Origin of the sequence: Capillimicrobium parvum, from assembly GCF_021172045.1 — a bacterium.
Classification (GTDB): domain Bacteria; phylum Actinomycetota; class Thermoleophilia; order Solirubrobacterales; family Solirubrobacteraceae; genus Capillimicrobium; species Capillimicrobium parvum.
Genome location: NZ_CP087164.1, coordinates 2472737 through 2497735 on the forward strand (window position 1 = coordinate 2472737; position 24999 = coordinate 2497735).

Annotated in this window: 19 protein-coding genes and 1 pseudogene; 12 read left to right on the forward strand and 8 right to left on the reverse strand. The window is 67.5% G+C overall.

Annotation, left to right across the window (positions count from 1 at the left end; translation table 11 throughout):
* Positions 1-67: 67 nt before the first annotated feature.
* The 3 genes from DSM104329_RS12170 to DSM104329_RS12180 form a co-directional block, all read right to left on the reverse strand.
* Positions 68-1093 (reverse strand): LuxR C-terminal-related transcriptional regulator, encoded by a 1026-nt coding sequence (locus DSM104329_RS12170; RefSeq protein ID WP_259315714.1) that lies wholly within the window; start codon positions 1091-1093, stop codon positions 68-70.
* A gap of 99 nt (positions 1094-1192) precedes the next feature.
* Positions 1193-1639 carry an aminotransferase class III-fold pyridoxal phosphate-dependent enzyme gene (locus DSM104329_RS12175; RefSeq protein WP_259315715.1) on the reverse strand — a complete coding sequence of 149 codons (447 nt, stop codon included), beginning with the start codon at positions 1637-1639 and terminating at the stop codon, positions 1193-1195.
* Positions 1640-1872: 233 nt separating this feature from the next.
* A complete protein-coding gene (locus DSM104329_RS12180; RefSeq protein WP_259315716.1) occupies positions 1873-2133 on the reverse strand; it encodes a hypothetical protein in 261 nt (86 codons plus the stop codon).
* Positions 2134-2494: 361 nt separating this feature from the next.
* Between DSM104329_RS12180 and DSM104329_RS12185 the strand changes: the two genes are divergently transcribed.
* From DSM104329_RS12185 to DSM104329_RS12205, 5 genes are all read left to right on the forward strand, one after another.
* A complete protein-coding gene (locus DSM104329_RS12185; protein ID WP_259315717.1) occupies positions 2495-4624 on the forward strand; it encodes an ATP-binding protein in 2130 nt (709 codons plus the stop codon).
* A 170-nt stretch (positions 4625-4794) separates the two neighbouring features.
* Positions 4795-5247 (forward strand): hypothetical protein, encoded by a 453-nt coding sequence (locus DSM104329_RS12190; protein ID WP_259315718.1) that lies wholly within the window; start codon positions 4795-4797, stop codon positions 5245-5247.
* Positions 5248-5344: 97 nt separating this feature from the next.
* Complete coding sequence (locus tag DSM104329_RS12195) at positions 5345-7453, forward strand: N,N-dimethylformamidase beta subunit family domain-containing protein (RefSeq protein ID WP_259315719.1); 2109 nt, start codon at positions 5345-5347, stop codon at positions 7451-7453.
* A gap of 31 nt (positions 7454-7484) precedes the next feature.
* Entirely contained in the window at positions 7485-8537 is a 1053-nt protein-coding gene (locus DSM104329_RS12200; protein WP_259315720.1) for a sugar ABC transporter substrate-binding protein, read from the forward strand.
* Between the two features lie 383 nt (positions 8538-8920).
* On the forward strand, positions 8921-10066 hold the full coding sequence (locus DSM104329_RS12205; RefSeq protein ID WP_259315721.1) for an LLM class flavin-dependent oxidoreductase: 1146 nt from the start codon (positions 8921-8923) through the stop codon (positions 10064-10066).
* Between the two features lie 186 nt (positions 10067-10252).
* Here DSM104329_RS12205 and DSM104329_RS12210 read toward each other — a convergent pair whose 3' ends face one another.
* From DSM104329_RS12210 to DSM104329_RS12225, 4 genes are all read right to left on the reverse strand, one after another.
* Positions 10253-11398, reverse strand: a complete 1146-nt coding sequence (locus tag DSM104329_RS12210) for an aromatic ring-hydroxylating oxygenase subunit alpha (protein WP_259315722.1) — start codon at positions 11396-11398, stop codon at positions 10253-10255.
* Positions 11399-11467: 69 nt separating this feature from the next.
* Positions 11468-11986: an aromatic-ring-hydroxylating dioxygenase subunit beta gene (locus DSM104329_RS12215; RefSeq protein WP_259315723.1), complete on the reverse strand. Its 519-nt coding sequence runs from the start codon at positions 11984-11986 to the stop codon at positions 11468-11470.
* On the reverse strand, positions 11983-13320 hold the full coding sequence (locus DSM104329_RS12220; RefSeq protein ID WP_259315724.1) for an aromatic ring-hydroxylating oxygenase subunit alpha: 1338 nt from the start codon (positions 13318-13320) through the stop codon (positions 11983-11985). Before DSM104329_RS12220 ends, DSM104329_RS12215 begins: the two co-directional genes overlap by 4 nt.
* A complete protein-coding gene (locus DSM104329_RS12225) occupies positions 13317-15128 on the reverse strand; it encodes an aldehyde dehydrogenase family protein (protein WP_259315725.1) in 1812 nt (603 codons plus the stop codon). The genes DSM104329_RS12220 and DSM104329_RS12225 overlap by 4 nt, the downstream gene beginning before the upstream one ends.
* Here DSM104329_RS12225 and DSM104329_RS12230 point away from each other — a divergent pair.
* The 6 genes from DSM104329_RS12230 to DSM104329_RS12255 all read left to right on the forward strand — a co-directional run bounded on the left by DSM104329_RS12230 (position 15057) and on the right by DSM104329_RS12255 (position 21970).
* Positions 15057-16025, forward strand: a complete 969-nt coding sequence (locus tag DSM104329_RS12230) for a helix-turn-helix transcriptional regulator (RefSeq protein ID WP_259315726.1) — start codon at positions 15057-15059, stop codon at positions 16023-16025. The two genes, DSM104329_RS12225 and DSM104329_RS12230, sit on opposite strands and share 72 nt — an antisense overlap.
* A gap of 307 nt (positions 16026-16332) precedes the next feature.
* Complete coding sequence (locus tag DSM104329_RS12235) at positions 16333-17541, forward strand: sugar ABC transporter substrate-binding protein (protein ID WP_259315727.1); 1209 nt, start codon at positions 16333-16335, stop codon at positions 17539-17541.
* A 42-nt stretch (positions 17542-17583) separates the two neighbouring features.
* Entirely contained in the window at positions 17584-18033 is a 450-nt protein-coding gene (locus DSM104329_RS12240; RefSeq protein ID WP_259315728.1) for a cupin domain-containing protein, read from the forward strand.
* Positions 18033-19337 carry a flavin monoamine oxidase family protein gene (locus DSM104329_RS12245; RefSeq protein ID WP_259315729.1) on the forward strand — a complete coding sequence of 435 codons (1305 nt, stop codon included), beginning with the start codon at positions 18033-18035 and terminating at the stop codon, positions 19335-19337. The genes DSM104329_RS12240 and DSM104329_RS12245 overlap by 1 nt, the downstream gene beginning before the upstream one ends.
* 54 nt (positions 19338-19391) lie before the next feature.
* Positions 19392-20951, forward strand: a complete 1560-nt coding sequence (locus DSM104329_RS12250) for a sugar ABC transporter ATP-binding protein (protein WP_259315730.1) — start codon at positions 19392-19394, stop codon at positions 20949-20951.
* 170 nt (positions 20952-21121) lie between these two features.
* Positions 21122-21970, forward strand: coding sequence for an ABC transporter permease (locus DSM104329_RS12255; RefSeq protein WP_259315731.1), 849 nt, complete (start codon positions 21122-21124; stop codon positions 21968-21970).
* Positions 21971-22035: 65 nt separating this feature from the next.
* Here the strand turns inward: DSM104329_RS12255 and DSM104329_RS12260 are convergent.
* Positions 22036-22230, reverse strand: a pseudogene (locus DSM104329_RS12260) (response regulator transcription factor); the annotation flags it as partial.
* A gap of 124 nt (positions 22231-22354) precedes the next feature.
* Here DSM104329_RS12260 and DSM104329_RS12265 point away from each other — a divergent pair.
* Positions 22355-24640 carry a molybdopterin-dependent oxidoreductase gene (locus tag DSM104329_RS12265; protein ID WP_259315732.1) on the forward strand — a complete coding sequence of 762 codons (2286 nt, stop codon included), beginning with the start codon at positions 22355-22357 and terminating at the stop codon, positions 24638-24640.
* Positions 24641-24999 lie beyond the last annotated feature (359 nt).

Consider the following 24999-nt stretch of genomic DNA (forward strand, 5'->3'; position numbering starts at 1 on the left):
CGGGCGGCCCGCTCCAGCCCTCGGACGAGGGTTCTTCGCGGCTCCCTCGTGCGAGGGAGGGCATGAGTCAGGCGAGGAGGCGGGCGAGCTCCACGCGCGACCGGATGCCGAGCTTGCCGTAGACCGCCTTGAGGTGCTGCTTGACGGTGTACCGGCTCAGGCTCAGCTGCGTCGCGATCTCCGCGTCGCGCAGGCCCCGGGCGGCGAGCTCCGCGACGTCGCGCTCGCGCTGGGTGAGCTCACCGGGAAGGACGCGGGCGGCGATCTCGCTCGTCAGCAGGTCCACCATGCAGATGACCACGTTCGGGTCGCTCTCGGCGTGCCGCACGCGTGCCGTGAGCCGGGCGGGGTCGCCGTCGGCCAGCGAGACGGGCAGGTCGTGGCGGGCCATCGCGCCGTCGGACCCCGGCTTGCGCATCATGAGCTCCTCGAGCGCCGCCTCGCCGTCCGAGAGCTGGTCGAACAGCTGCCGCGCCGCCAGGTTTAGGCGCCGCTGTGCGCGATGCAGATCGGTGACGACGACCGCGTCGGAGCACAGCTCCAGCGCGGCCAGGGCCTGGTCGCGCTGACGGGTCAGCTCGGTGCGGGTGCGCACCGACGCCAGGGCCGCCCCGAGGAGGCGGGCGATCGCGTCCGCCACCCGCCGGTCGTGCTGCGCGAACGGGCCTTCGGCGGCCGTCCGGCCGAAGTTCAGCGTCCCGATCACCTCGCCGTCGACGACGATCGGGGCCTCCATGAGGTTCATCATCCGGTGCAGGCGGAAGACCTCCCCGTAGACCGGGAGGTCCGACCACTGCTCGGCCGGCATCAGCAGGGCGTTGTCGACGGCGCGCCGTTCGACGAGGACTCGCTCGAGGACCGGATCGTGGTGACGCCCGAGCTCCTCGTAGCGCGACAGGAAGAAGTCGCTGACGCCGCGGGCGGCGATGCCCTGCGCGCCGTGGGTGAAGGGGTCGAGGACGTAGAGGCCGGCCGCGCTGGCGCGCACGAAGGTGCCGATGCCGTCGAGATAGCGGTTCTCGAGCTCCTGCATCGTGGGGGCGTGGGCCACGTTGCCGATGAAGTCGAACAGCCTGTCGTCGATGGCGTCCATCTCACTCCCCACGGGGAAGTATGCCGGGCCCGCAACCATCTGCGGCGAGGCGGGCGCGCCGAGCCGGTGCTCAGGCGGGCGTGATCTCCGCGACGAGCACTATGCCACCGCCGCCTTCGCGCCGACGCCCATGTGGGCGCCGGCGTCGGCCAGCACGTCCGCGAGGCGGGCGACGATGTCGTCGAGCAGCGGGCGGTCGCTGATGAGCGGCGGGGCGATCTGCAGGACGGCGTCGCCGCGGTCGTCGGTGCCGGCGATGAGCCCGGCGTCGAGCAGGCGGCCGGGGAGGTAGCCGCGCAGCAGGCGGTCGCGCTCGGTCTTGTCGAAGCGGGCGCCCGCGTCGTCCTTGACGAGCTCCATCGCCCAGAAGAACCCGGCCCCGCGCACGTCGCCGACGATCGGCAGCTCGCGCAGCGTCGCGAGCCGCTCGGATAGGTGCGGCTCGAGCGTGCGCACGTTCTCGAGGATCCCGTCGCGCGCGAAGATCTCCATGTTGCGCAGGGCGACCGCGACGCCGACGTTCACGCCGACCATCCCGGCCGGCACGCCGTAACGGTACGCGCGGGCGGCGCCGCCGGACTCGGTGAAGACGACCGACGCGTTGCCGTAGCGGCCCCGACATTACGACCAACGTCGGTTTGGCGGCAGAGCACAGCGACCGGCAGCGCATCGAGGACGACACCTGCAGGTGCCGGGCACACCGTGCCGGCTGGAGGGTGATCCGCGGACGTGCCCAGTTCGCGATGTCGCCAGGCCGACGCCGGGCCCGTCGCCTGAAGTCAGTGCGACGGAAGAGAACGCGAAAGCCCCGCGTTGCGGGGCTTTCGTTCCAAGCGGCTGAAGGGACTCGAACCCTCGACCTTCTGCATGGCAAGAAGGCCATCCACGCAGGGCGTCGAGGCAAAAAGTCCTGCAAACGAACATGGCTGCGGGTCGAAGCCGCCCACAGATGTTCGTGCCAATTCGGGAAGTCCGCCGCCATATTCGGGACGGTTCTGGCACAGTTTTGGCACCAGAATCTCGACATCCGGCTTGAGCACGTCACCCAGGCTACCGAGGCCGCCAGCGGATCGGCACGTTTGGACGCCTGCCAGGAGGCCCTAGCCGGACCGCAGGTTGTGCTGGCAGCCACCGGACTCAGTCGTCGATGGAGACTCGGCGCCTGGTCCTTGGCCGAGGTCAGCGGCCTTGTACGTTTGGATAATGGAAACGCTTGAGGCACGGCCAGCGACTGAGGTCGGGCCGCAGCTCGTTCTGGCTCGGCCAACGCTCGGTGGCGCCACCTCCTTCGTGGGGCGTGAGCAGCTCTTGGAGCTGCTCCGTGGGGAGCTCGCCAGGCACCGGGCCGTGACGTTGTGCGGGACGGGAGGTGTAGGGAAGTCTCGGCTCGCGCAGCGCCTGGTGGAGACGGCGACGGATTCGTTTCCCGGCGGTATCCATTTCGTCGACATCGAGGGTGTCGGCGAGCGGCCCATTTTGGAGCGCCAAGTGCTCGATGCGTTGCGCGCTGAGGGGTCGGGCGGGCGCGAGAGGCGAGCGGGATCTCTGGCGGTGCTGCTGGTGCTCGACGGGTGCGAAACCATGACCGACGACGCGCGGGAACTCGTCGCCGAGCTGGCGGATCGGCACCCACACCTGCACGTGCTGGCCGTTGGTCGCACGGCTGCGATCCTCGGTCGCGGAACGACCGTGACGGTGCCGGCGTTGTCTCTTCCCGGAGAGCTCGGCACGCTCAGCATCGGGTGCGCGACACAGTCCGAAGCGGTGCGGTTGTTCATCGATCGCGCTCGCGCAGTGCGCGCGGAGTTCGAGATGACGACCTCGAACTGCGCGACGATCGTCGATTTGTGTCGAGCCGTCGATGGGCTCCCAGCCGCGATTGAGTTGACCGCCTCGTGGGTCCGGACGCTCTCGCTCGACGAGACCTTGAGGAGAGTCCTACGAGATCCCGGCTCGCTTTGCCGGCGACGCTCCGCCGTGTCGGATCGGTTGCGCGGCTTGGCGCCGCGCAGCTTCGAGCTGTGCACCGACGAGGAGCGTCAACTGTGGGCGGGGCTGTCGGTGTTCCAGGGAGCATTTGACCTGGCCGCCGCTGAGGCGGTATGCGGTGCCGTCTGCGTTCCGGCGAACGTGCTGCTCGACGTTCTGGCGGCGCTGGTCGACCACTCGGTCGTCGTGGCCGACGTCGACGATTCAGAACCGCGGTTCCGTCTTCCCTGGGCGATGCGCCAGTTCGGCGCGGAGGCCTTGGGCGGGAACGGGAACTTCGACCAGCTCCGAGACGCCCACGCAGCGTGGTACGCGACGGTTCTGGCATCGGGGGCACACAACTGGCTGGGGCCCCGCCAGTGGTCGTGGAGCCGTCGTCTGCATATGGATCAGGCAAACGTGGTGGCGGCGATCGATTACCGGGCGTCTCGTAGCGACACCATCGACGACGCCCTCAAGATGGCCAGCGATCTGTTGCTCTACTGGCTCACCAGCGGCGACGTGGGAGACGGACGAGACGTGTTGTGCAACGCACTGCAGGCCGCACCCGCGGGCCACAGATCACCGGCGCTGACCCGAGCGCTCCTCACCGCGGGCTACCTGCACATCGTCCAGGGGCACCTTCGGGATGCGGAAGCGCTGATCGCCGCGGCACACGATGCCACCGACGCGATGCTCCCGCTCGAAGCGGCGTTTCACCTGCACGTCCAAGGGATGCTCGAACTCGCGCGGGGACGACCCGACGAGGCATCAATCTCCCTGGAGCAGGCGCTGTCCACGTACGCGAGCGTCGATGAGGTCCGTGCACGGACGCTTTGGCTTGACGCGCTCGGGTTCGCCACGGTGCTCGCCGCCACACGCGGCGACTTCGACGCGGTGCGCCGCTACGAGGCGAAGGGCCTTGCCAACAGCGCTCAGCACCAGGACGAACTCCTGCGCGGGTACATCGACTACGGAGCAGCGCTCGCGATGTTCGTCCAAGGCGACATCTCGGAGGCTGCACAGCGCGCGAGGGGGACGATCCGAGACACCCGCGACGAACTGCTCACCGCGCACTGCCTGGAGCTTCTCGTGTGGTGCTCCGCTCGAAAACGCGACACGCGTCGAGCGGCCATCCTTCTGGGCGCGGTCGATCGTCGCTGGCATCGGCTGGGCGGTCGCCTGTCAGGTTTGGAGGCGGCCCTGCCCTTTCGGCGCGACGCGGACGAGCGCTGTCGCGCGGCGCTCGGAGAGGGCGCGTTCGCGACGGCGTACGACTCGGGCGCCGGGATGTCTCGCGAGGAGATATGGGAGCACCTAGCAGCCGCGGCATCCGGGGGAGCGCAGGTCGCGGGGAACGACGACCCGCTAACGCGCCGCGAACGCGAGGTGGCCGCGCTCATCGCACAGGGGATGACCAACCGAGAGATTGCCGACTCCCTCATGATCAGTCCCCGCACCGCAGAGAGCCACGTGGACCACATCATGAGCAAGCTGAACGTGACGAACCGGGTGCAGATCGCCGCTTGGTGGGTGTCACGGGCGGATGCCACCCGCGTCTGAGAAGCGACTACGGACGGGCTCCTGTGGTGCGCGTCCGTACGTCGTCGCGAAGTTCCGTACATCTACGGATGTCCGGCGACGAGCACCTTCATAGGTTCCGCGACGCCGCATCGAAGACGCTCTTGGCGCGTCACGAGCGGTGTCTTTTGCCACCGACGGAGGAGCCCATCTTGCCGACCGACGATCCCAACGCTCATTTCGCGAGCGCGCACATCGATGTGCATGCCGAGCAGGCATTCGACTTTCTCGCCGACGGGATGAACCAGCGGTTCTGGGCGCTGTTCAGCATCGAGCGGCGCCAGCTCGGTCCCGATACGTTCGTAGGGAGCTCGATGTTCGACGCGGTCGATGAGTACGTGCGCCTGCGCCCCAATCGGGAGCTGTTGCTCGTGGACTACTTCATCGGCTTCGAAGGCCCAGACAACCTGCGCCATCAGGTCCAGTCTCGCGTGATCCCCGGACCGGAGCTGGGGCGTCCCGAAAACACGTGCGTGGTCACGAACGTCGTCTGGCGCGACGAGGCGTACACGCCTGAGGTCTGGGGTCTGATCTATCACGTTTGGAAGGTCGAGCTGGCGCTGATCAAGGGAAAGCTCGAGCAGCTGCACCCGGCGTCGGCGTAGCCGAGCACAAACGCCGTCTTGGGTGGCGCAGACCTTTCTTTCGTCTGCGCCAGCCCGGACGGATGGCTGCGCAACTAACCGTCTTGGGAGGACAGAGATGAAGGTCGTCGGCTACAGCGACCTGCTCGGCGTCAAGCAGGGAAGCCGGATCCGGTTCATGGTGAGTGCGGATGGGGAGTACGAAGCGCGGCTGGTGCGACCGTCGCACTCGGCGAAGCTCCGCGAAGAACTCGATGCACCCTTCAACGGGCGATACCAAGGACGGGAGCAGAGCATCCCCGCCGGCTCGCACATTCGCTTCGCGCGACCGGTCCCGCGGCCGGCCGAGTTTCGGATGTCCGCGTGGGTGCTCCCCACCGCTCCGGGTCGAGGCGCCCTTCAGGGGCTGATGACCTGGGGCTCGGATGACGGCTTGTTCCTCAACGATCGCGGCGAACCGGAGCTGCGGATCGGCGGCGCGCGTCTGGCGACCGGGACGCCGCTCCGGCGCGGCGAGTGGTATCGGCTGGAGTGCGGACTGCAGGGCGGCCGCGCGTTCGTCGTCCAGACACCCAGGCGCTGGGACGGCGAAGCGCGAGCGGAGGCCGAACGCGCACCTTCCGACGTGAAGTCGCCCTTCCGGATCGGCCACCAGTTCGACGGCAAGATCGAGTCACCGCAGATCGACGGCGTCGCGGCCTGGGACTTCTCGGTCGGCATCACAACGCTGCGTGTGCACGACACCTCGCCGCGCCAGCTCCACGGGGAGCTGATGCAGATGCCGATGCGCGCCGTGACCGGGCACAACTGGACCGGACGAGAGCTCGACTTCCGGCGGGTGCCACAGGAGTACGCGGCGATCCACTTCCACCACGACGATCTCGCCGACTGCGGGTGGCACAGCGACTTCTCGTTCGATGTCCCGACGGACCTGCCTTGCGGCATGTACGCGGTCCGTCTGCGTTGCGAGGACGGCGAGGACCATCTGCCGTTTTTCGTCACTCCGCCCGAAGGGCGGGTGAACGCTTCGGTGGCGTTTCTGGCACCGACGTTCAGCTACCTGGCGTACTCTGACGAGTTCTTCGGCATCGGCCAACCGCAGCCCGAACCACGGCGTTCGCCGTTCATGTATCTGTCGACTTCCGACGATCACTACGCATGGGAGAGCGTGCCGCCCCTGCCCCCGGACGAGCGAGCGCGGATCCTCGCATCCGCCGGCCCGGAGGACCGGTGGGCCTTGGAGAACGGGCTGCTCAGCAGCTATGACAATCACCGCGACGGGACGGGCAACTGCTTCGTGTCGCGGCTGCGGCCGCTCGTGAACATGCGCCCGTACTACGAGGCGTGGGAGCTCCGTGGTCCGCATCAGCTGAGTGCCGATCTCCACGTCCTCGACTGGTTGGGCACGACCGGTCGCGCGCATGACGTGATCACCGACGACGACCTCCATACCGAAGGCCTGGACCTGCTTTCGCGCTATCGGGTCGTCGTGTCGGGCACGCACCCGGAGTATTGGAGCGGCGACATGCTCGACGCGCTCGAGGCGTGGCTCCAGGCCGGCGGACGGTTCATGTACCTGGGCGGCAACGGCCTCTACTGGGTCACGACGCCCCATCCCGCGGCCCCGCACGTCTTGGAGATTCGCCGGACGAATGCGGGCACCCGGGCATGGGAGTCGGCGCCAGGCGAGTGCCACCACCAGGGCACCGGCGAGCCGGCGGGGCTGTGGCGGTATCGCGGACGGGCCCCGCAGAGTCTCGTCGGGGTGGGGATGACCGCGCACGGAGTCGAGGAATCGCGACCGTTCGTACAGGAGCCACGTAGTGGAGACGATCGTGGCTCGTGGATCTTCGACGGCATCGCAGCCGATGAGGAGATCGGTGGGTTCGGCGCGCTCCTCGGCGGTGCCGGCGGGTACGAGCTCGATCGCATCGACTACGAGCTCGGTACCCCGCCGCACGCAATGCACCTCGCGACAGCGACCGGCTTCTCCGACATCTACCAGGGTGTCGTGGAGGAGGTCTTCATGGCGAACTCACGCCAGGGCGGCACGGTCGACCCGCGCGTCCGAGCCGACCTCGTCTACTTCGAGACGCCCAACCAGGGTGCGGTGTTCAGCACGGGCTCGATCTGCTGGGGCACGAGCCTCACGCATGACGATTGCGACAACAACGTCTCGAGGCTCACAGGCAACGTCCTCGACCGCTTTGCCGCCGACGACGCGTGATCGGCATCGCGACTACGAAGGAGATACACAGATGAGCAAATGGGTGACGCTGCCGGCGTCAGCGATGGTCGTCGCAGCTCTCGCCGGCTGCGGAAGCAGCGGTTCGGACGGGACGTCCACCACTGGCCGCACCACGGCGAGCACCGCGACGGGCAACGGCGAGAAGATCGCGTACGCAAGCCCGGTGGCCGCCCAGCCCGGCCAGCAGGAGATCGCCGGCGGCATCGAAGCCGCTGCCCAGGAGCTGGGCTGGACTGCGACGGTGATGGATGCGAACCTGTCCGCCGACAAGCAGGTCGCAAACATCGACACCGCGATCACCCAGGGAACCGCAGCAATCGCGTCGTGGACGCTGGATCCCGGTGCCGCCGCCGGCGCGTACACTCGCGCACTCTCTCAAGGCATTCCCATCATCGGAATGAACTCCGAGGGCGAGGGGGTCACGGCGACCGTCTGGTGGGAGTACATTCGCTGCGAGCCAGGCGGCCCGTGGGATCAAACCGCCGAACTCATCGCCGACATGCGCCCCGGCGCCAGGGTCGTCCAGATGAGCGGGCCGCCCGCTCCGTCGGTCATCGCCGAAACGAAGTGCTTCGCCGCAGCGGCGAAGGAGCATGGCCTGGACGTCGTCGAGACCGCCAACAACACAGCTGACACGGCCGAGTCCGCTCTGCGGATGACGCAGGATCTCCTGACCAAGCATCCGAAGATCGATGCCATCTGGGCCTACAACGACCAGTCAGCCCTCGGTGTCTCAGCGGCGCTCGTCAGCGCCGGGCAGACCGTCGCGACAGTCACCAAGAACGACGGCGTCATCGTCACGGGTACCAACGGCGACGCCGACGCGATCGACGCGATCAGGGAGGAGCGCCTGACGGGCACGTGGGATCCGAACAACTTCGCCACCGGTCTCGCCGCGGTGAAGCAGATGCAGACGGCCTTGCAAAGGGGAGCTCACGGTACCTACCCACCGCTCACGGTGAAAGCGACGTTCTGGACCGACGAGAACATCGACGAATACAAGCCGAGCGACGAGCGGGGGTACGCGTTGGATGATCTGCCGCTGGTGGACGGCGCTGGCTGAAACTGCCTCGCCCGTGGACGCGCTCGCCGCTCGTGTCGAGCGCGTCGACGGGAAATCAGCCAAGCGCCGACTTTGCCGTGGAGAGCCACGAAACCGCATCGCGCTTGGCGCGGCGTTCGGTATCGAGCGACGAAACCGGTTCGGAGCCGGGATGCGCTCCGGCCGCACGCACGTAGGGTGCGCCGATGTCGAACGCGGTCCGCCTGCGATGAATCGGGGGTGCTCCGAAGCCTGCTGCGGGATAAGGTCGCCTGTCGACCGCGTCCAGGCTTATTCCGCGCCCGCGGGCACCGGTGGGCTGCACCCAGCGTGTTACGGATCCTGCGGCCGGGGCCAGAAAACGCAGCCGCCACGATGGACCCGTTTCTCCATCTTCTCACACCTTGTCCGAAGAAGTGCACAGTGCCACCACGGAGGCGATCGTGAAGCGAGAGCAAAACTCGATGTTCTGGAACGACCACTTCAAGCTCGGGCTCTTTCCCCCGAACGTCTCAGGGGGCATGACGTCGACCGCTGCACCTGAGCGCTGGCAGGCCACGTGGGAACAGAACCTCAAGCTGGCGCAGGCCGCCGACCGGGCCGGGCTGGATTTCCTCCTTCCAGCCTCGCGGTGGATCGGCTATGGAGGAGAGACCGGCTTCCAGCGTTCGGTTCTGGAGACCATTCCTTGGGCGAGCGCGGTCCTTGCCTGCACGGAGCGCATCACTGCCTTCAGCACCGTGTACGCGCCTCTGTTTCATCCAATTCTCGCCGCGATGCAGATGGCGACGATCGACCAGATCGGCTACGGCAGGTTCGGCCTCAACGTGGTCTGTGGCTGGCGGCCGGACGAGTTCGAGATGTTCGGAACCGAGCGCGACTGGCACGCCTCTCGGTACGATCGCGCGGCCGAGTGGATTGAGCTCGTACGCGGTGTGTGGACCAACGAGGACCCGTTCGACTACATCGGGGATCACTACAGAGCGATTGGTGCCCAAGGACATCCCAAGCCCTACGGCGGGACGCAACCGATCGTCATGAACGCCGGGTACTCAGAAGCCGGCAGACGGTTCGCGGCCAAGCACGCCGACTTCTTCTTCACCAACGTTTTCAACCTCGATGACCGGGCGGCGCGCGAGCTAGGGGCGTTTCGCGAACTTGCCGCGGCGAACGGCCGCCCGGACACCACGATCTGCCTCACCGCGATGATCGTCAGTCGCGATACGCGCGCGGAAGCCGAGGAGTACCTCGACCACTACACGCGACGCCACGCGGACCCCGGCGCAGTTGAGCTGATCATCGAACGAATGGAAGTCAACGTGCCCGCCGGCCGCGAGGCACAATGGCGGGAGCGGATCGCGGCCAGTTCTGGGCTCGGCCTGATCATCGGAAGTCACGACGAAGTGGCCGAGCAGCTCGCCGCCTTCGCTGCGGCGGGCTACGGCGGGGCGGCAGTCGGCCTGGTCAACTACCTCGACGAGCTGAGCGTCGTGTCCGACGAGATCATCCCTCGGCTCGAGGCGCGCGGAGTGCGCCAGCCGACAACCTAGAAGAAGCTGCCGGGCTCGTCTTTGTGCATGGTGTTTCGGCTGAGTCGGGCGCGCAGTGATCCGAGTCGGCGAACGGCTATCGGTTCATCGCCTCGGCGTGTTGAGCAGAGCGCTCCTCGGGGAGCCGCGTTACCCGACACCCTCGAGCAGCGCGGGCAGATGGCAGAGCGCCAAGAAGTCCGCGAGTCAGTCGATCTGTCGTCCCATCAACGCCAGGTACTGCGACAGCGCGCCCTTGACGAAACTCTCGCGGGTCGGACTGTTCGGTCCAGGCACGAAGCGTCGGGAGCGCACACCGCGCTGGGTGAGCTCGGCGAGCGCCACGTCCTCGCGGTTGGTGACGTCGAACACCCCGATCAATGTGTCGATCTCGTAGTCCTGCCCTTCGATGGCGTCCTCGTGCACGTACCACTGGCAGACGATGTGCGTCGTATCCTTGTCGATGGGGAACACGTCGAGATGCACGCCGTGATCGGCGAAGTAGACCGATGCGGCGAACATCGGGACGAGGATGAAGCCCGCGCTGAACCCCGTCTCGAACCCCGTGCCCAGCGGCTTTCGCGACACCCAGCGGCCGTCCATCGAGAAGGTCTGCATCCCCTGGCGCAGCGGAAAGTAGCCCTTCTCGGCATTGAAGGCTTCGAGATCGCTGTCGCGCGGCGCGAAGAAACCGGCGTAGTCGCAGGACACCCCCAACGATGGGTGAGCCCCGGCGCAGTGGTAGCACTCGCAGTTGTTCTCGAGCACGAGCTTCCAGTTGGCACGGACCTCGTATCTCACCTGGTGCGCCAGCTTGACTCGGTCCGGTTGGACGCGGCCGAGCTGCTCCTCGTCGACCAAGGGCACTACGACGTCTCGGAACGCCGGCGCCTGAGAGGCGTCCTCGCCGAGATAGACGTAGATCGACCCATAGTAGGTCGAGCACCGCGCCTCGTGGAGGCCCCAGTCGGCGAAGTCGAAATCCACGCCGTCCCGCGAACCCGGCGTGCCGAGCAGCCGGCCGTCGAGGCCGTAGCTCCAGCGGTGGTACGGGCACACGAACGCCTTCCGATGTCCGACTGTCCCGCTCTCGCAGAGTTGGGCTCCTCGATGACGGCAGACGTTGAAGAACGACCGCACCTCGCCGTCGGCGTCACGAACGATCAGCAGGCTTTCGGGTCCGACCGAACAAGCGAAGAAGTCGCCGGGCTGAGGGATCTGGCTGACGTGCCCCACATGGAGCCACTGCCGCGCGAAAACAAGGTCGAGCTCAGCCTCGAAGATCTCCTCGCTGAGGTAGTAGTCGCGAGGGAGACTCGTGAAATAGCCAGGATGGTCGATGACCGATGCCATTGGTTCCTCCCCGGGTCAGGTGAACGATAGGGCGACTCAAGGCGCAGCAAGGGTAGACCGGGAGCAGCCTCACAACACGATGCTGATCGCTCCCATCGGCGCAAGCCTCCATGCGTCCATGCTCACCCGCTTCGATCGAAGACGCAGCCCGGTGGGCCCCCCGCGGAGACGGTAGGCGTAGCGCCCGACAAAGCAGTCCTGGTCCTTGTTGCGGAAGCGCCAGACCTGGAACGCGGCGTCCACGTGGATGTCTCCGTCGGCGTCTTCGCCCAACACTCTGACGTTCGAGACGAAGTGCCTGGTACTCGACCACGGGTACTCACGGTGAGCATGCACGCTCTTGAGCCGGACGACGAGCCCCGACAAGAGCCGCAGATCGTGATTGATGTACATCAGGTCGTGGTCCGGGTCGGCATCGGGGTTGTCGTTCGTGGGGACGATGTACTGAGCATCGTCGGTCCAGAGCTCGAGCCACTCGTCCATGCGCCACGCATCGAGGAGCGCGGCCTCGTCGTACAGGAGATCCTCGACCTGCGCGCGACTCACCGCAGTGGGGCGCAACGCTTGCTCCTGAAGGCTCGCGCTCATATCTGTGCCTCCGCCAGCTCGGATGCCATGAGATCGGACTGCCATCTACGCCAGAATTCCCGCAATTGGGCCTCGCCGGTCATTCGATCGTCGTGAAACGCGCGCGAGAGGACGTTCCACTCAACGACAGCTGAGTCCGCACCGGCCTGGCAGGACTCGAGCGCCTCGACATCGTCAGGGGTGGCAAGACCTCCCGGGCCGGCGAACGTGACGTAGCTCTCGAGGCGCACGCGGCGCACGCCTGCATCCTCGTCGCGAGGCGCGAGTTCGTACTGCGCGACGTCCATGTAGCCGACCCCGGTGGGCTGGATCACCCGTAGCGCCAGCGCGTTGTTGTCCATGACGAAAAGGTTCGGATAGATGAACAGGTTCCGGTTGAGCTCGGCCATGCGATGTCCACGATCGCCGAGCGTGGCGATCAGTCGGTCCCGCATCGCGTCCAGTTGGCCATGAGAGTCCTCGCCGAACGCGGGGCTCCACTTGGCGACGGGCCGGCCCCAGGAGCCCGTGTACTCGAGCACCGCGTGACCGTTGCCCAGCTGTCGGCAGGATCCGACGCTCGGTTCCGTGTGCACGTCCTGGTCCTTCAGGAACTGGAAGTAGGTGTGGTGCGTCGGCGCCAGGTGGTAGCCGTCGAAGCTGTTCTCGACCAGAAGCTTCCAGTTCGCCTTGATCCCGTACTGATGCGTCCCGCGAAGCACCGTGAGCGGGCCCGTCCAGGACTTCCCTCCGCTGTCGGCTGCGTCACTTCGATCGCTCGACAGGACAGCGACGGCTTCTGCCGACGCGTCCATGAGGTCGTCGAGGCACGCACGCGCGCCGGCAAGGTGATCGCGGAGCTCCGGAACGTCATGCGAGAAGCTCACGAAGACGAACCCGCGATACGACTCCGCTCGCGCGGGCGGGCGGAGACCCATGGCGTCCTTGTCCCAGGCTCCGCCGTAGGCGCTCTCGTCCGGAACCCCGACCAGGTTGCCGTCCGTATTGAACGTCCAAGCGTGGTAGAAGCACTGAAAGGCCTTTGCGTTGCCGCGGTCGCGGCGACAGATGGTCGCGCCGCGATGGGTGCACGTGTTGGCGAAGACACGTACGTGACCTGTTGTGCGGCTACGGACCATGAACAGCGGCTGTCCGGCGACGCTGCGCCGGACGAAGTCGCCGGGTTCGGGCACCTCGGACTCGTGGCCGAGATACAGCCAGGTCCGCATGAAGATGTGCTCGAGCTCCAGTCGGTGGATGTCCTCAGACGTCAACGCCGATCGGTGATAGGCGAAATGCTCGTCGTTCGGCCGGTCGTCGATCAGCTCAGCGAGATCATGGGTCTCCCGCCTCATGCCGGCAGCCCTCCGTCGGGCGGAAGCTGGACCGTGATCCATTTCCACTGCGTCATCGCGTCGGCGTCGGTCTCGGTTCCCTCGCGCCCGATGCCGCTGCGCCCGAGCCCGCCGAAGGGCACGTGGGGCTCGTCCTGGATCGACGGTGCGTTGATGTGGATCATGCCCGTGCGCACCGCCTTGGCCAGTGACAGCGCCGTCGTCACGTCCTGCGTGAAGACCGAACCCGAGAGGCCGTACTCCGTGTCGTTCGCTCGGTCAACAGCGTCTTGGAGATCGTCGAACGCGTAGATCGATGTCACGGGGCCGAAGGTCTCCTCGGTGTAGACGGTCATCTCCGGACGGACGCCGCGAAGCACCGTGGGTTCGAACCGGTTGTCCCGCCACCGTCCCCCGGCGCAGACCTCGGCGCCCTTGGCGACCGCATCCTCGACGTGCGCGGTCACGCGCTCGCGTTGACGCTTGGAGATCGTGGGGCCGACGACGGTGTCGTCGTTGCGTAGGTCTCCCATGCCCCGTGCCGTGAGGTCCGTCGCGACGGCCGCGAGGCGATCGGCGAACTCTTGGGCGGCGCCGCGCTGGACGAGAAGGCGGCTGGCGGCCATGCACGCCTGCCCTTGGAAGAAGAACACGCTGATCGCCGCGGCCTGCACCGCCGAGTCGAGGTCGGCGTCATCGAGGACGATCATGGGACTCTTTCCGCCCAACTCGAGGATCACGGGCTTGTAGTGACGGGCGCAGAGCTCGGCGACATGCCGTCCAATGCGGGACGAGCCGCAGAAGGTGACGCACTTCACCAGATGGTGCTCGGTGAGCGCATCCCCGATGTCGAACGGATTGCCTGTGACGACGTTGAAGTGCCCGTCGGGAAAGCCGGCGTCCTGAAAGACGCGCGCCAGCATGTGGGCGACGCGCGGGGCGTGCTCAGACGGGAGCTGGACGAAGCAGTTTCCCGTGGCGAGCGCCATGGAACCCTGCTTGGCACCCTTCAGAAGCGGCACGTTGAACGGCGTGATGCCCGCCACGACGCCGACGGGCTCGCGCACGGTCACGCTGAAGGCACCGGGGCGATCGGACGGCAGCGTCTCACCCTTGAGACGCCGCGGCACGCCGGCCGCCGCACGGATCGCGCTCAGCGCCATGTCGAACTCGAAGTTCGCTTTGAAGATCGGCGATCCGACCTCGTCGACGAGCACGTCGACGAACTGCTCACGGCGCCCCTCGAAGACCTCCGCGGCCGTCATGAGCCAGCGCTCGCGATCGCGCATCTGGATCAGTCCACTGGCCGCGAACGCGGTGTGGGCGGAAGTGACGGCGCGATCGATGTCCTCGACCGCGCCATCAGCGGCATGAGAGTAGACGCGATCGCTCTCAGGGTTGAGGTCGTCGAAGTAGGCATGGGTGCTCGCCGGCACCGCCTCTCCGCCGATCCAGAGATCGTTGGTGATGATCTTCTGGGTCGAGGTCTGTTCGGTGGCGCTCAAGGATCCTCCTATCGTCGTCAGGCCGACCCGGGCGATCGTGCAGCCCCTGAACGCGTACCGGTACCCCCCGGTCGACTGGCATTGCAAGGTCCCCGCGAGTGAGGGGGGAGGGGGCGCAACGCGTGATAGGATCGTGCTCGGAGAGGAGCCTTGGTGTCGTCTGGGACCCAAGCGACAACGATCATCGACGCAGCGAGCGCGATCGCTGGAGCGACAGATCTGGACGATCTGTCCGAGCGGACGCTCGATGTGATGGACAAGCTGATCGTGCCACAGCGGTCGGCGCTCTACGTGCTCGACACGACGACGCGCCGGCCGACGCACGTCGCGGCACGCGACGTCAGCGACTACTTCCTGGCGGTCTATGAGGAAGTGGGACGAGATCGCGATCCCGTCCTGCACCATGTCCTGCGGCACCGAACCGCCATCGACAGCGACAGCCTGATGAGTCGCCGGGCGTGGCTCGACGCGGCCTATTACCGCGAAGTGCTGCGGATGCATCGCGTCAACGTCGCGCTCCAGGCGCCCCTGCTATCCGGCGCCGACCTCCTGGGGACGCTCAACGTCGGAGACGTGCGCCGCTTCGACGCAGGAGATATCGCGCTGATCGGCGCCCTGGGCCGGCTCGCGGGCTCGATGCTGCAAGCCATCATCGGACAGAACGCCGCGCTGCGTGAGCGAGATCAGCTGCGCACGGCGCTCGAGCTTTCCGATGAGGCGATCATCGTGACCGATCACCACCACGCCAGACGGCGATCCAATGCCGCTGCGCGCGCGGTGCTCGACGCTATCGACGGTGCCGACGAGCCCGCGTTTCTGGAGGATCTGCTCTCAGGTACCGCGCCACGGGGCAACTCGGTCATGCGCGTGCCGGTCACACTCGCCTCCGGCGACCCATCCGAGCTGCACGTTCGGTCCGTCAGGTGCGACGATCGGTCGGTCATGCTCACGTACCTAAGGCTTGAAGTGCCGGCGAAGCTCGCGCTACCGGCGCACCTCGCCAGGGCCTTGTCGCCGAGGGAGCGGCAGGTGACCGAGCTGGCGATCCGTGGCCTCCACGACGCCGAGATTGCCGATCAGCTCTACCTGAGCAAGCACACGGTCAAGGAGTACTTGCGCAACGCCTACAAGAAGCTGTCCATCTCCTCGCGTCTCGAGCTCGTCTCCCTTGTGGCGAGCCGTCCAACCGACGCGGCGACGAGCGAAGGTCTGCCCACATGACCTGCCTGAGGTACGCCTGTCCGGTCGGCTGACCCCCTCGCTGGAGGGGGTCGTTTCGTAGGGAGCCGGGGAGGGGTAGCCGGCGCCACGGTGGGTGGGGATACTGGGGTCGACCTAACCTCGAAGACGGAGGGGACAGGGCCGGAGCAGGCGTGACTCGAGCCAGCGTCGGCGCGACGGCGACCGGTCAGACAGTCAGAGGGCGGCTCGCACAACGGGCTGATACGTCGGAAGAGCTGGAACCGTGCTCCGTCGGCTCGCGCCATGCAGCCGGGGCCGTTCGGATCTCGTAGAGGAGGAGAAGTCCATGTCTGGCTGGTTGACGTCAGTGCCGCGCCGCGGTGCCGCGGTGGCCGTTCTGCTCTGCCTACCGATGTCGGTGGCTGCCTGCGGGAGCTCCGATGAGTCCCGAACGACCTCGTCGCAGCCCACGGCCGCAACGACCGCCTCGGGTGATGGTGCGACGCAAGCCGGGGGCGGCGTCGTCGCTGACGCACAGCGGGCGCTGGACGCCGTGTCGGGTCCGACCGGGACGTTCCAACCACCGCCGACTGAAGGATCGACCCCACCCAAGGGCAAGACCATCGTCGTGGTCCCGTTCGCGCAGAGCATTCCGGGCTTTGCCGCTGCGGTCAAGGAAGCCAAAGCGGCAGCGCAGAAGCTCGGGTGGCAGGTCCGGGTCGTCGATGGGAAGTTCTCACCGAACGCAATGTTGGCCGGCGTCCGCGACGCGGTCACCTCGAAGGCGGATGGTGTGATCACCATGGGTCCCGACTGCCCCGCGATCAAGGCGGCGCTGCAAGAGGCCAAGGACGCCAACATCCCCGTTGTCAACATCGAGGGCCACGACTGCGACACGTTCGACCCGAGTGCGGAGCCGCTGTTCGCCTCGACGGTGGGTTACCAGGAGGGCACACTGCAGGACTGGCTGAAGACCGTCGGCAAGTTGCAGGCGGACTGGGTCATCGCGCACACCAAAGGCCAGGCCAAGGTGCTCGACGTCTTCGAAACCGACGCGCAGACGTTGAAGATCGTTCACGACGCGTTCACGGAGGAGCTCGGCAAGTGCTCCGGCTGCAGCGTCGCCGAGACCGTCGAAGTGACCGGCGCCGACTTTGGTCCGAAGCTTCAGCAGAAGGTCCAACAGGCGCTGTTGAAGAATCCGGACGTGAACATCGTCTTCCCCTCAGGCACGGAGTCGCTGTTGTCCGCGGGGATCGCGGCCGCCGTTCGCGGTTCGCAGAACAAGCCGGTGTCGGTGGGATGGGAGTGTCAGGACGATTCCAAGTCGAACTTCCAGAACGGGATACTCGGCGCGTGTCTGAGCTACACGCCCGGCTGGGAGGCCTACGCGGCAGTCGACGCGCTCGCCAATCTCATCGCCGGTAAGACACCACGCACGGAGACCGGCATCGGCGTTCGCCTGGTCGACGCTGAGCACAACCAGGACTTCGTGCCCTACGAGGCGCCCGTGGACTACAAGTCGGTCTACGAGAAGGCGTGGGGCGTGGGGTGACGTTCGCAGTCAAGTTCCGTAGATCTACGGATGCATGACACCGTGGGCGCCGATACGGTCGACACGCTGGCCGTACGACGGCCGGGACCTCGTGGACTCGAGACACAGGTGGCATTGACGGAGAGGAGTCAAGTGAACGTGCACAGTGATGCGACGGTGCTGAAAAACGGGGACGTCCTGGGGGCATATGCCCCGTTCATGGTGGGCGACGAGCCAACGGGGCATTTTGCGGAATTGACCGGCGCGAACTCCGCGGTACGCGCCGGCGTTTACAAGGTGAACCCGGGGGAGTACCCGGACGGCGTTCCGGTTCCCTATGAGTTCGACCGCGACGAGTACCTGTATGTGCTCGAGGGTGAGGTCGAGATCGACTTCGGCGAGTCGTCCGTCATTCGACTCAAGCCCGGCGACGGTGCGTCTTTCAGGAAGGGAAGCACGTCCATCTGGACCTTTCACGCCCCGTTCCGGAAGTTTTCGGTGGAGGTCGGCTGATGGCACCGCAGCGATGCGATGTCGCCGTGATCGGCGGCGGCTTCGCCGGACTTGCCGCCGCGCGAGAAGCCACGCACCTCGGCCACAGCGTGACCGTGGTGGAGGCCTCGGAGCGCCTCGGCGGACGAACATGGACGGATGACGGGCTCGGCACGCGCGTCGAGCTGGGCGGGACCGACATCCATTGGCTCCAGCCGAACGCGTGGGCCGAGGTCGCGCGGTATGGTCTGCAGATCGAGGAGTTCCCGCCTCCCGAGCGAGTGCTGTACCTCCACGACGCCGCCATCCACGAAGGCACGCTGGAAGAGGTCGGCGCGCTGATGGAGAAGGCGATGACTGCGCTGTCGAAGGTGTCGCGCGAAGTCGTGCCGAGACCGCAGGATGCCGGGTGGGAGCCGAGGATCCTCGACTACGACCGCTTGACGCTGGGCGCGTTCCTTGACGAGCTGGCGCTGCAGCCCCTCGAGCGTGACGTCACGACCTCGTTCTGGTCGGCCGCCTGTCAGGCGCCGTTGGAGGAAGTCGGGATGGTGCTTGCGCTCCGGTGGCTCGCCCTGGCTGGGTGGGACTGGGAGGTGATGCTCGACGTCATCTCGCGCTACAAGCTCGTCGGCGGAATGGGCCGGCTCTCGACGGCCATCGCGGCCGAGTCCCACGCGGCCTTCGCGATGAATGCCCGTGTGGCCGCGGTGCGCTCGAACGGCGACGGCGTCGAGGTCATCACCGAGGACGGCGCTCCCATCCTCGCGCGAGCCGTCGTGTGCGCGGTCCCGCTCAATGTCCTGAACGGGATCCGGTTCGACCCCGGCCTGCCCGGCGGGCTCGCGGAACTCGCCGGCGAAGGCCAGCTCTCGCGGGGCCTCAAGGTCGTCTGTCGCATCAAGGGGGACCGCGCGCCCTATGTGTGCCTTGCGCCGGAGGGCGCGCCGTTCGTCTGGATGCAGTACGACCGCCCTGTGGACGGCGACCACATCGCCGTCGCGTTCGGCGCCGACGCGCGGGCCGTGGACGGCTCGTCGCCCGGGGCGGTTCAGGTCGCGCTGCGCCAGTGGCTGCCGGACGTCGAGGTGGTCGATGTCGCGTACCACGACTGGACGCGGGACGAGCACTTCAAAGGCACCTGGGCGGTTCCGCGCCCGGGCCAGCTGTCGCGGCAGGTCCGCGTGATCGCTGAACAGGCCGGTCCGGTGTTCTTCGCGGGGGCAGACCTCGCTCCCGGCGCCTACGGCCTGATCGACGGAGCGCTTGCGACGGGAATCCGTGCGGGCCGGAGCGCCGCGGCCTTCCTCGGCGCTCAACGGTGAACCTCCGGTCTCGCCCGTTGGCGATGGTTCTTCGTCGGGCCCAGGGCGTCGATCATGCTCGTCGTTGAAGGCGTGCCGCGGCCGGATGGGCCTGATGCGCAGCAGATCGTGCTGCGGATCGAGGGCATGTCGAAGACGTTCGGGGCGACGCGGGCGCTGGTCGATGTGTCGTTCGGCCTGGAGCGGGGGACGATCCATGCGTTGCTGGGGGGCAACGGGAGCGGTAAGTCGACGTTGATCAAGATCCTGGCGGGGGTGCAGCCGGCGGATGCGGGGCGGATCTTCGTGGGTGACAGTGAGTTCGACGCGACGAGCATCACGCCGGATGTGTCGCGTGAGGCGAATCTGCGGTTTGTTCATCAGCAGAACTCGACGTTCGGGGCGTTGAGCGTCGCGGAGAACCTGCATATCGGGCGGGGGTTTGAGACGGATGCAGCGGGGCGGATCGCGTGGTCGCGGGTGCGGCGGCGCACGCAGGCGCTGCTGGATCGGTTTCAGATCCATGCGCGTCCGGATCAGCTGGTCAGCGAGCTTGGGCGTGCGACGCAGACGATGTTGGCGATCGCGCGGGCGTTGCAGGATCAGGAGGATGCGCACACCGGGATCCTGGTCCTCGACGAGCCGACGTCGTCGTTGCCGGCCGTGGAGGTCGATCTGTTGTTCGATGCGCTGCGGCGCTATGCGGCGGAGGGGCAGACGATCATGTTCGTCACGCATCGCTTCGATGAGGTGCTCGAGATCGCCGACAGGGCGACGATGCTGCGCGACGGGCGGTTCGTGGCGACGGTTGCTCGGGGTGAGATGACCGAGGACGGGCTCGTCGAGCTGATGGTGGGGCGGGCGCTGGCGCGCGAGAGCGGGGTGGCCGAGGCGACGCCGACGGGTGAGGTGGTGCTCACGTGTGAGGGGTTGCGGGGCGGGGCGTTGCGCGACGTGAGCTTCTCGTTGCGCAAGGGCGAGATCCTCGGGATCGCGGGGCTGCTGGGGTCAGGGCGGTCGACGCTCTTGCAGACCTTGTTCGGACTCACGCGGCCGGAGGAGGGGCAGATGACGCTTGGTGGCCGGCCGTTGGCGCCCGAGACGCCGCGGGCGGCGATGCGGGCGGGCCTGGCCTATGTGCCCGAGGACCGCGTGCAGCACGGGGCGTTTTTGGAGCTGCCGGTGACCGACAACATCGGGCTGACCGTGCTGGGCCGCTACTTCCGCCACGGGGTCTTTCATCATCGCGCCGAGCGGGCCGACAGCCGGCGGGTGATGTCGGAGTTCCTGGTCAAGGCGTCCTCGGAGCGGGCGCGGTTCGGGTCGCTGTCGGGCGGCAACCAGCAGAAGGTGATCCTGGCGCGGTGGCTGCGCCGCGAGCCCCGGATCCTGCTGCTCGACGAACCGACGCAGGGTGTGGACGTCGGCGCTCGGATGGAGCTCTATGGGCTCATCCGCGAGGCGACGATGCGCGGCACGAGCGTGATCGTGGTGTCGTCGGAGTTCGAGGAGCTCGAGCGGTTGTGTGAGCGGGTGCTCGTGCTGCAACGCGGCCGGGTCACCGCGGAGATACGTGGAGACGACCTACAAGCGGACCGGCTCGAGCAGCTCGTCCAGGGAGGAACCGATCGATGAGTACCACCGAACGGGCCCAAGCGCCTGAGGGGCCGGTGGCGGCGGCGCCACGAAGGGAGCGCGAGGGACGCGTCGTCGGCTTCTTCGAGGCCTATGCGCTGGTCATCCTGCTCGGCGTCGTCATCATCTTCTTCTCGTTGTACTCCAAGACGTCGGACACGTTTCCGACGGTGGGCAACTTCCAGGCGGTCGTCGGCAACCAGGCGGTCGTCGCGATCGTCGCGCTTGCCGCGCTGATCCCGATCGCCTGCAACGAGTGGGACCTCTCGGTCGGCGCGACGGCCGGCGTCTCGTCGATCTACGTGGCCAGCGCCATGTCCAGCGGCACCCCGGTGCTGGTGGCCATCTTGCTCGGCCTCGGCATCGGTCTGGTCGTCGGCCTCTTTAACGCGGTCGTCGTCACCCGGTTCGGCGTCAACGGGATCATCGCGACGCTCGGCACCGCCACCTTGCTGGCGGGCGTGACCCAGGCCAAGACCGGCGGCGTGGCCATCGTGGCGAACATTCCCAACAGCGTCGTGAGCTTCGGTTCGGGCAACTGGCTGGGCATCCCGAAGGCGGGATGGCTGCTGATCGTCATCACGCTCGGCGTCTACTACCTGCTCAACCACACGCCGTTCGGTCGCTATGTCTACGCCGTTGGCGCCAACCCCGACGCCGCCCGGCTCGTCGGTCTGCGCTCCAACCGGCTGATTGGGTGGTCGTTCGTGGCCGCCGGCGTGCTGGCCGGAGGCGCGGGAGCGCTCCAGGTCGCCCGTGCCGGAGGCGCCGATCCGCGCGTGGGCGAGCAGTTCACCCTACCCGCCCTGGCGGCGGCGTTCCTGAGCGCTGCGGCGATCCAGCCCGGCCGCTACAACGTCTGGGGCACGATCGTGGCGATTTTCTTCCTCGCCGCGCTCAACGCCGGACTCAACCTCGCCGGCTCGCAGGACTACATCACCAACTTCGTCAACGGAGCCGCGCTGATCATCGGCGTGGGACTTGCGGCCTACCTCGGACGCAAGCGAAAGGGCGCGTAATCGCAGCGATGCCCGCGTGGCTGCCGCGACCGCTGCCCCGGCAATCGGCTGGGAATCTCTCGACGTCAGCTCGACGAGGCGTTCGTCGGCGCATGCGGATTCGAGACGATCCATGCGGCGAGCTGCACGCGGTTCGTCATGCCCAGCTTCGTCAGGATGTGGCCCAGGTGGCTCTCGGCAGTGCGCCGGCTGATCGTCAGGGCACCAGCGATCTCTCGGTTGGTCATCCCCTTGGCGACGAGCTCGGCCACTTGCCGTTCGCGACGCGTGAGTCGAGGTTCTGACGAGTGAGGGTCAGGCCATCGTGATCACCGGAGCGGCCGGCGGGAGCGCACGATGAGGCTCGGTCCGGCAGCCCATCACGGCGAGAGCATTCACCGGGTCGTGACGGCCCAGCACTGGGGAAGATACGTCGTCACCAGCGTCGATGGCCGGATCGTCTCCGTCGAGCCCGTCGCCGGTGACCCGGAGCCGTCGTCGATCGGGTACGGCATGGTCGGCGCCCTGGAGGGTGATGTCCGCATCACGCGGCCGATGGTGCGTGAAGGCTGGCTCGAGCGCGGGCCGGGCCCGGCCGGCGGCGGGCGAGGCAGCGAGCCGTTCGTCGAGGTGTCCTGGGACCGCGCGCTCGACCTGGTCGCCGATCAGCTGCGCCGGGTGCATGCCGAGAGCGGCGGGGCCGCGGTGTACGGCGGGTCGTACGGGTGGGGCAGCGCCGGCCGGTTTCACCATCCCCAGTCCCAGCTGCACCGGTTCCTCGCGATGGCCGGCGGCTACACGGACTCCGTCGGGTCCTACAGCGTCGCCGCAATGGAGGCGATCCTCCCGCACGTGATCGGCGGCGCCCCGATGAGCATCTGGTCGCGGGGGCCGCTGTGGTCGGCGATCGCGGCCGACGGGGAGCTGGTGGTGTGCTTCGGAGGCCTGGCGCGCAAGAACGCCGACATCAATCCCGGCGGAGTCGGACGCCACGAGTCCGCCGTCTGGCAGCGGCGCTGCCGCGCCGCGGGCGTGCGCTTCGTCAACGTCTCGCCGCTCGCAGACGACGTCGACCCGGATCTGAATCCGGAGTGGGTCGCGATCCGCCCCGGAACAGATGCCGCGCTCATGCTCGCGCTGTCGTGCGAGATCGTGCGCCTCGGCCTGCACGATCGCGATTTCCTCGAGCGCTGGTGCACCGGGGCCGATGTGCTCATCGATCATCTCCTCGGCAGGAGCGACGGGATCCTCAGGGACGCCGATTGGGCGTCCTCGATCTGCGACGTCGAGGCGCACACGATCCGGTCTCTGGCCCGCCGGATCGCCACCTGCCGGACCGTCGTCAATGCCAGCTGGTCCATCCAGCGCCAACGGCACGGGGAGCAGACGTACTGGGCCGCGGTCGCGCTGGCCGCCGTATCCGGATCGCTGGGGCGACCCGGTGGCGGGTTGGCCGCGGGACTCGGCATCACGCAGATCGGCGTGCATGGGATGCGTGAGCCCATCGCCGCCTTCGCCACTCCGGGAAATCCCGTTGAGGAGCAGGTGCCGGTCGCTCGGATCGCCGATGCGCTTCTGCATCCCGGCACGACCTACGACTTCAACGGCCGGCGCAGGACGTACCCGCACTTGCGACTGGTCTACTGGGCGGGCGGCAACCCGTTCCACCACCATCAGGACCTCAACCGGCTGGTCCGGGCCTGGCAGCAGCCCGAGACCGTCGTCGTACACGACTCCTTCTGGAACCCGCTGTGCAAGCACGCCGACATCGTGCTGCCGGTCGCGACGTCACTCGAGCGCGACGATCTCGCCATCGGCATCATGGACCCCGTCCTCACCGCGTCGCCGCGGGCCGTCGAGCCACCGGACGGCGTACGCACCGACTATGCGGTGCTATCCGGGCTGGCTGCGCGCCTGGGGTTCGAGGAGGCATTCACGGAGGGACGCGACGCCGAGGCATGGGTCCGAGAGCTCTACGAGCGGACCAGGACATCGCTCCGGCGGTCGGCGGAGATCGAGCTGCCGAGCTTCGACGCCTTCTGGGAGATGGGGGAGATCGTGCTGCCGACTCCTCCTCGTCCTGTCGAGCTCTCGTTCGAGGGGTTGCGATCGGGCCTGCCCCTCGACACCCCATCCGGCCGCATCGAGCTGTTCTCGGAGACCATCGCCTCCTTCGGGTACGACGACTGCCCCGGGCATCCGACATGGCTCGAGCCCGAGGAGTGGCTGGGAGCCGCCGGGCCGGCCTCGGGCGCGCTGCACCTGCTCTCCAACCAGCCGAGGACCCGTCTGCACAGCCAGTACGACCACGGCAGCCACAGCCGCGGGGCGAAGGTCCAGCAGCGCGAACCCGTCCGGATCCATCCCGATGACGCGGCACAGCGCGGGATCGCCGACGGAGACGTCGTCCTGCTGCACAACGACCGCGGGCGCTGTCTGGCCGGCGCGGTGCTCGATGACCGGTTGCGGCGCGGGGTGATCGTGCTCTCCACCGGCGCCTGGTATGACGCGGAGCGCCCCGGGGGGCTGGAGGTCCACGGCAACCCCAACGTGCTGACCGCGGACATCGGGTCGTCCAAGCTGGCCCAAGGCCCGACCTCGGGGAACACGCTCGTGTGGATGGAGCGGTTCGCCGGCCGTCCGCCGGTCAGGGCGTTCAGCCCGCCGTCGATACGCCCACACGCCACGTGATCGAGAAGCGCGTCCCCAACCGCCCCCCGGCGTGCTGCGGGGTCGGAGCTGAGTAGCGGCAGTAGCTCGATGTCGCTGTGGTGGAGGGCGCGAGCTCCTCGATGACTTGGCGGTGGTGCTGTTGGCGGCCGTGGTGGAATGCGTGGTCGTACGGGCCACACTCACAGAGACGGTGACCGACGGGGCGGTTGGCGGAGTCAACATGAGTTGACTTGCGTGTCGCGTCCCTGCGCTTGGGACAGCAAATCCTGCCCGTCTAGGAGGTGCGCACCGCCGCTACAACGGTGATGATCCCGTCATGCACCAACCGAATCTCGATCACGATCATCTCGGTTCGAGCGCGGGATGCCCGGTCTTGG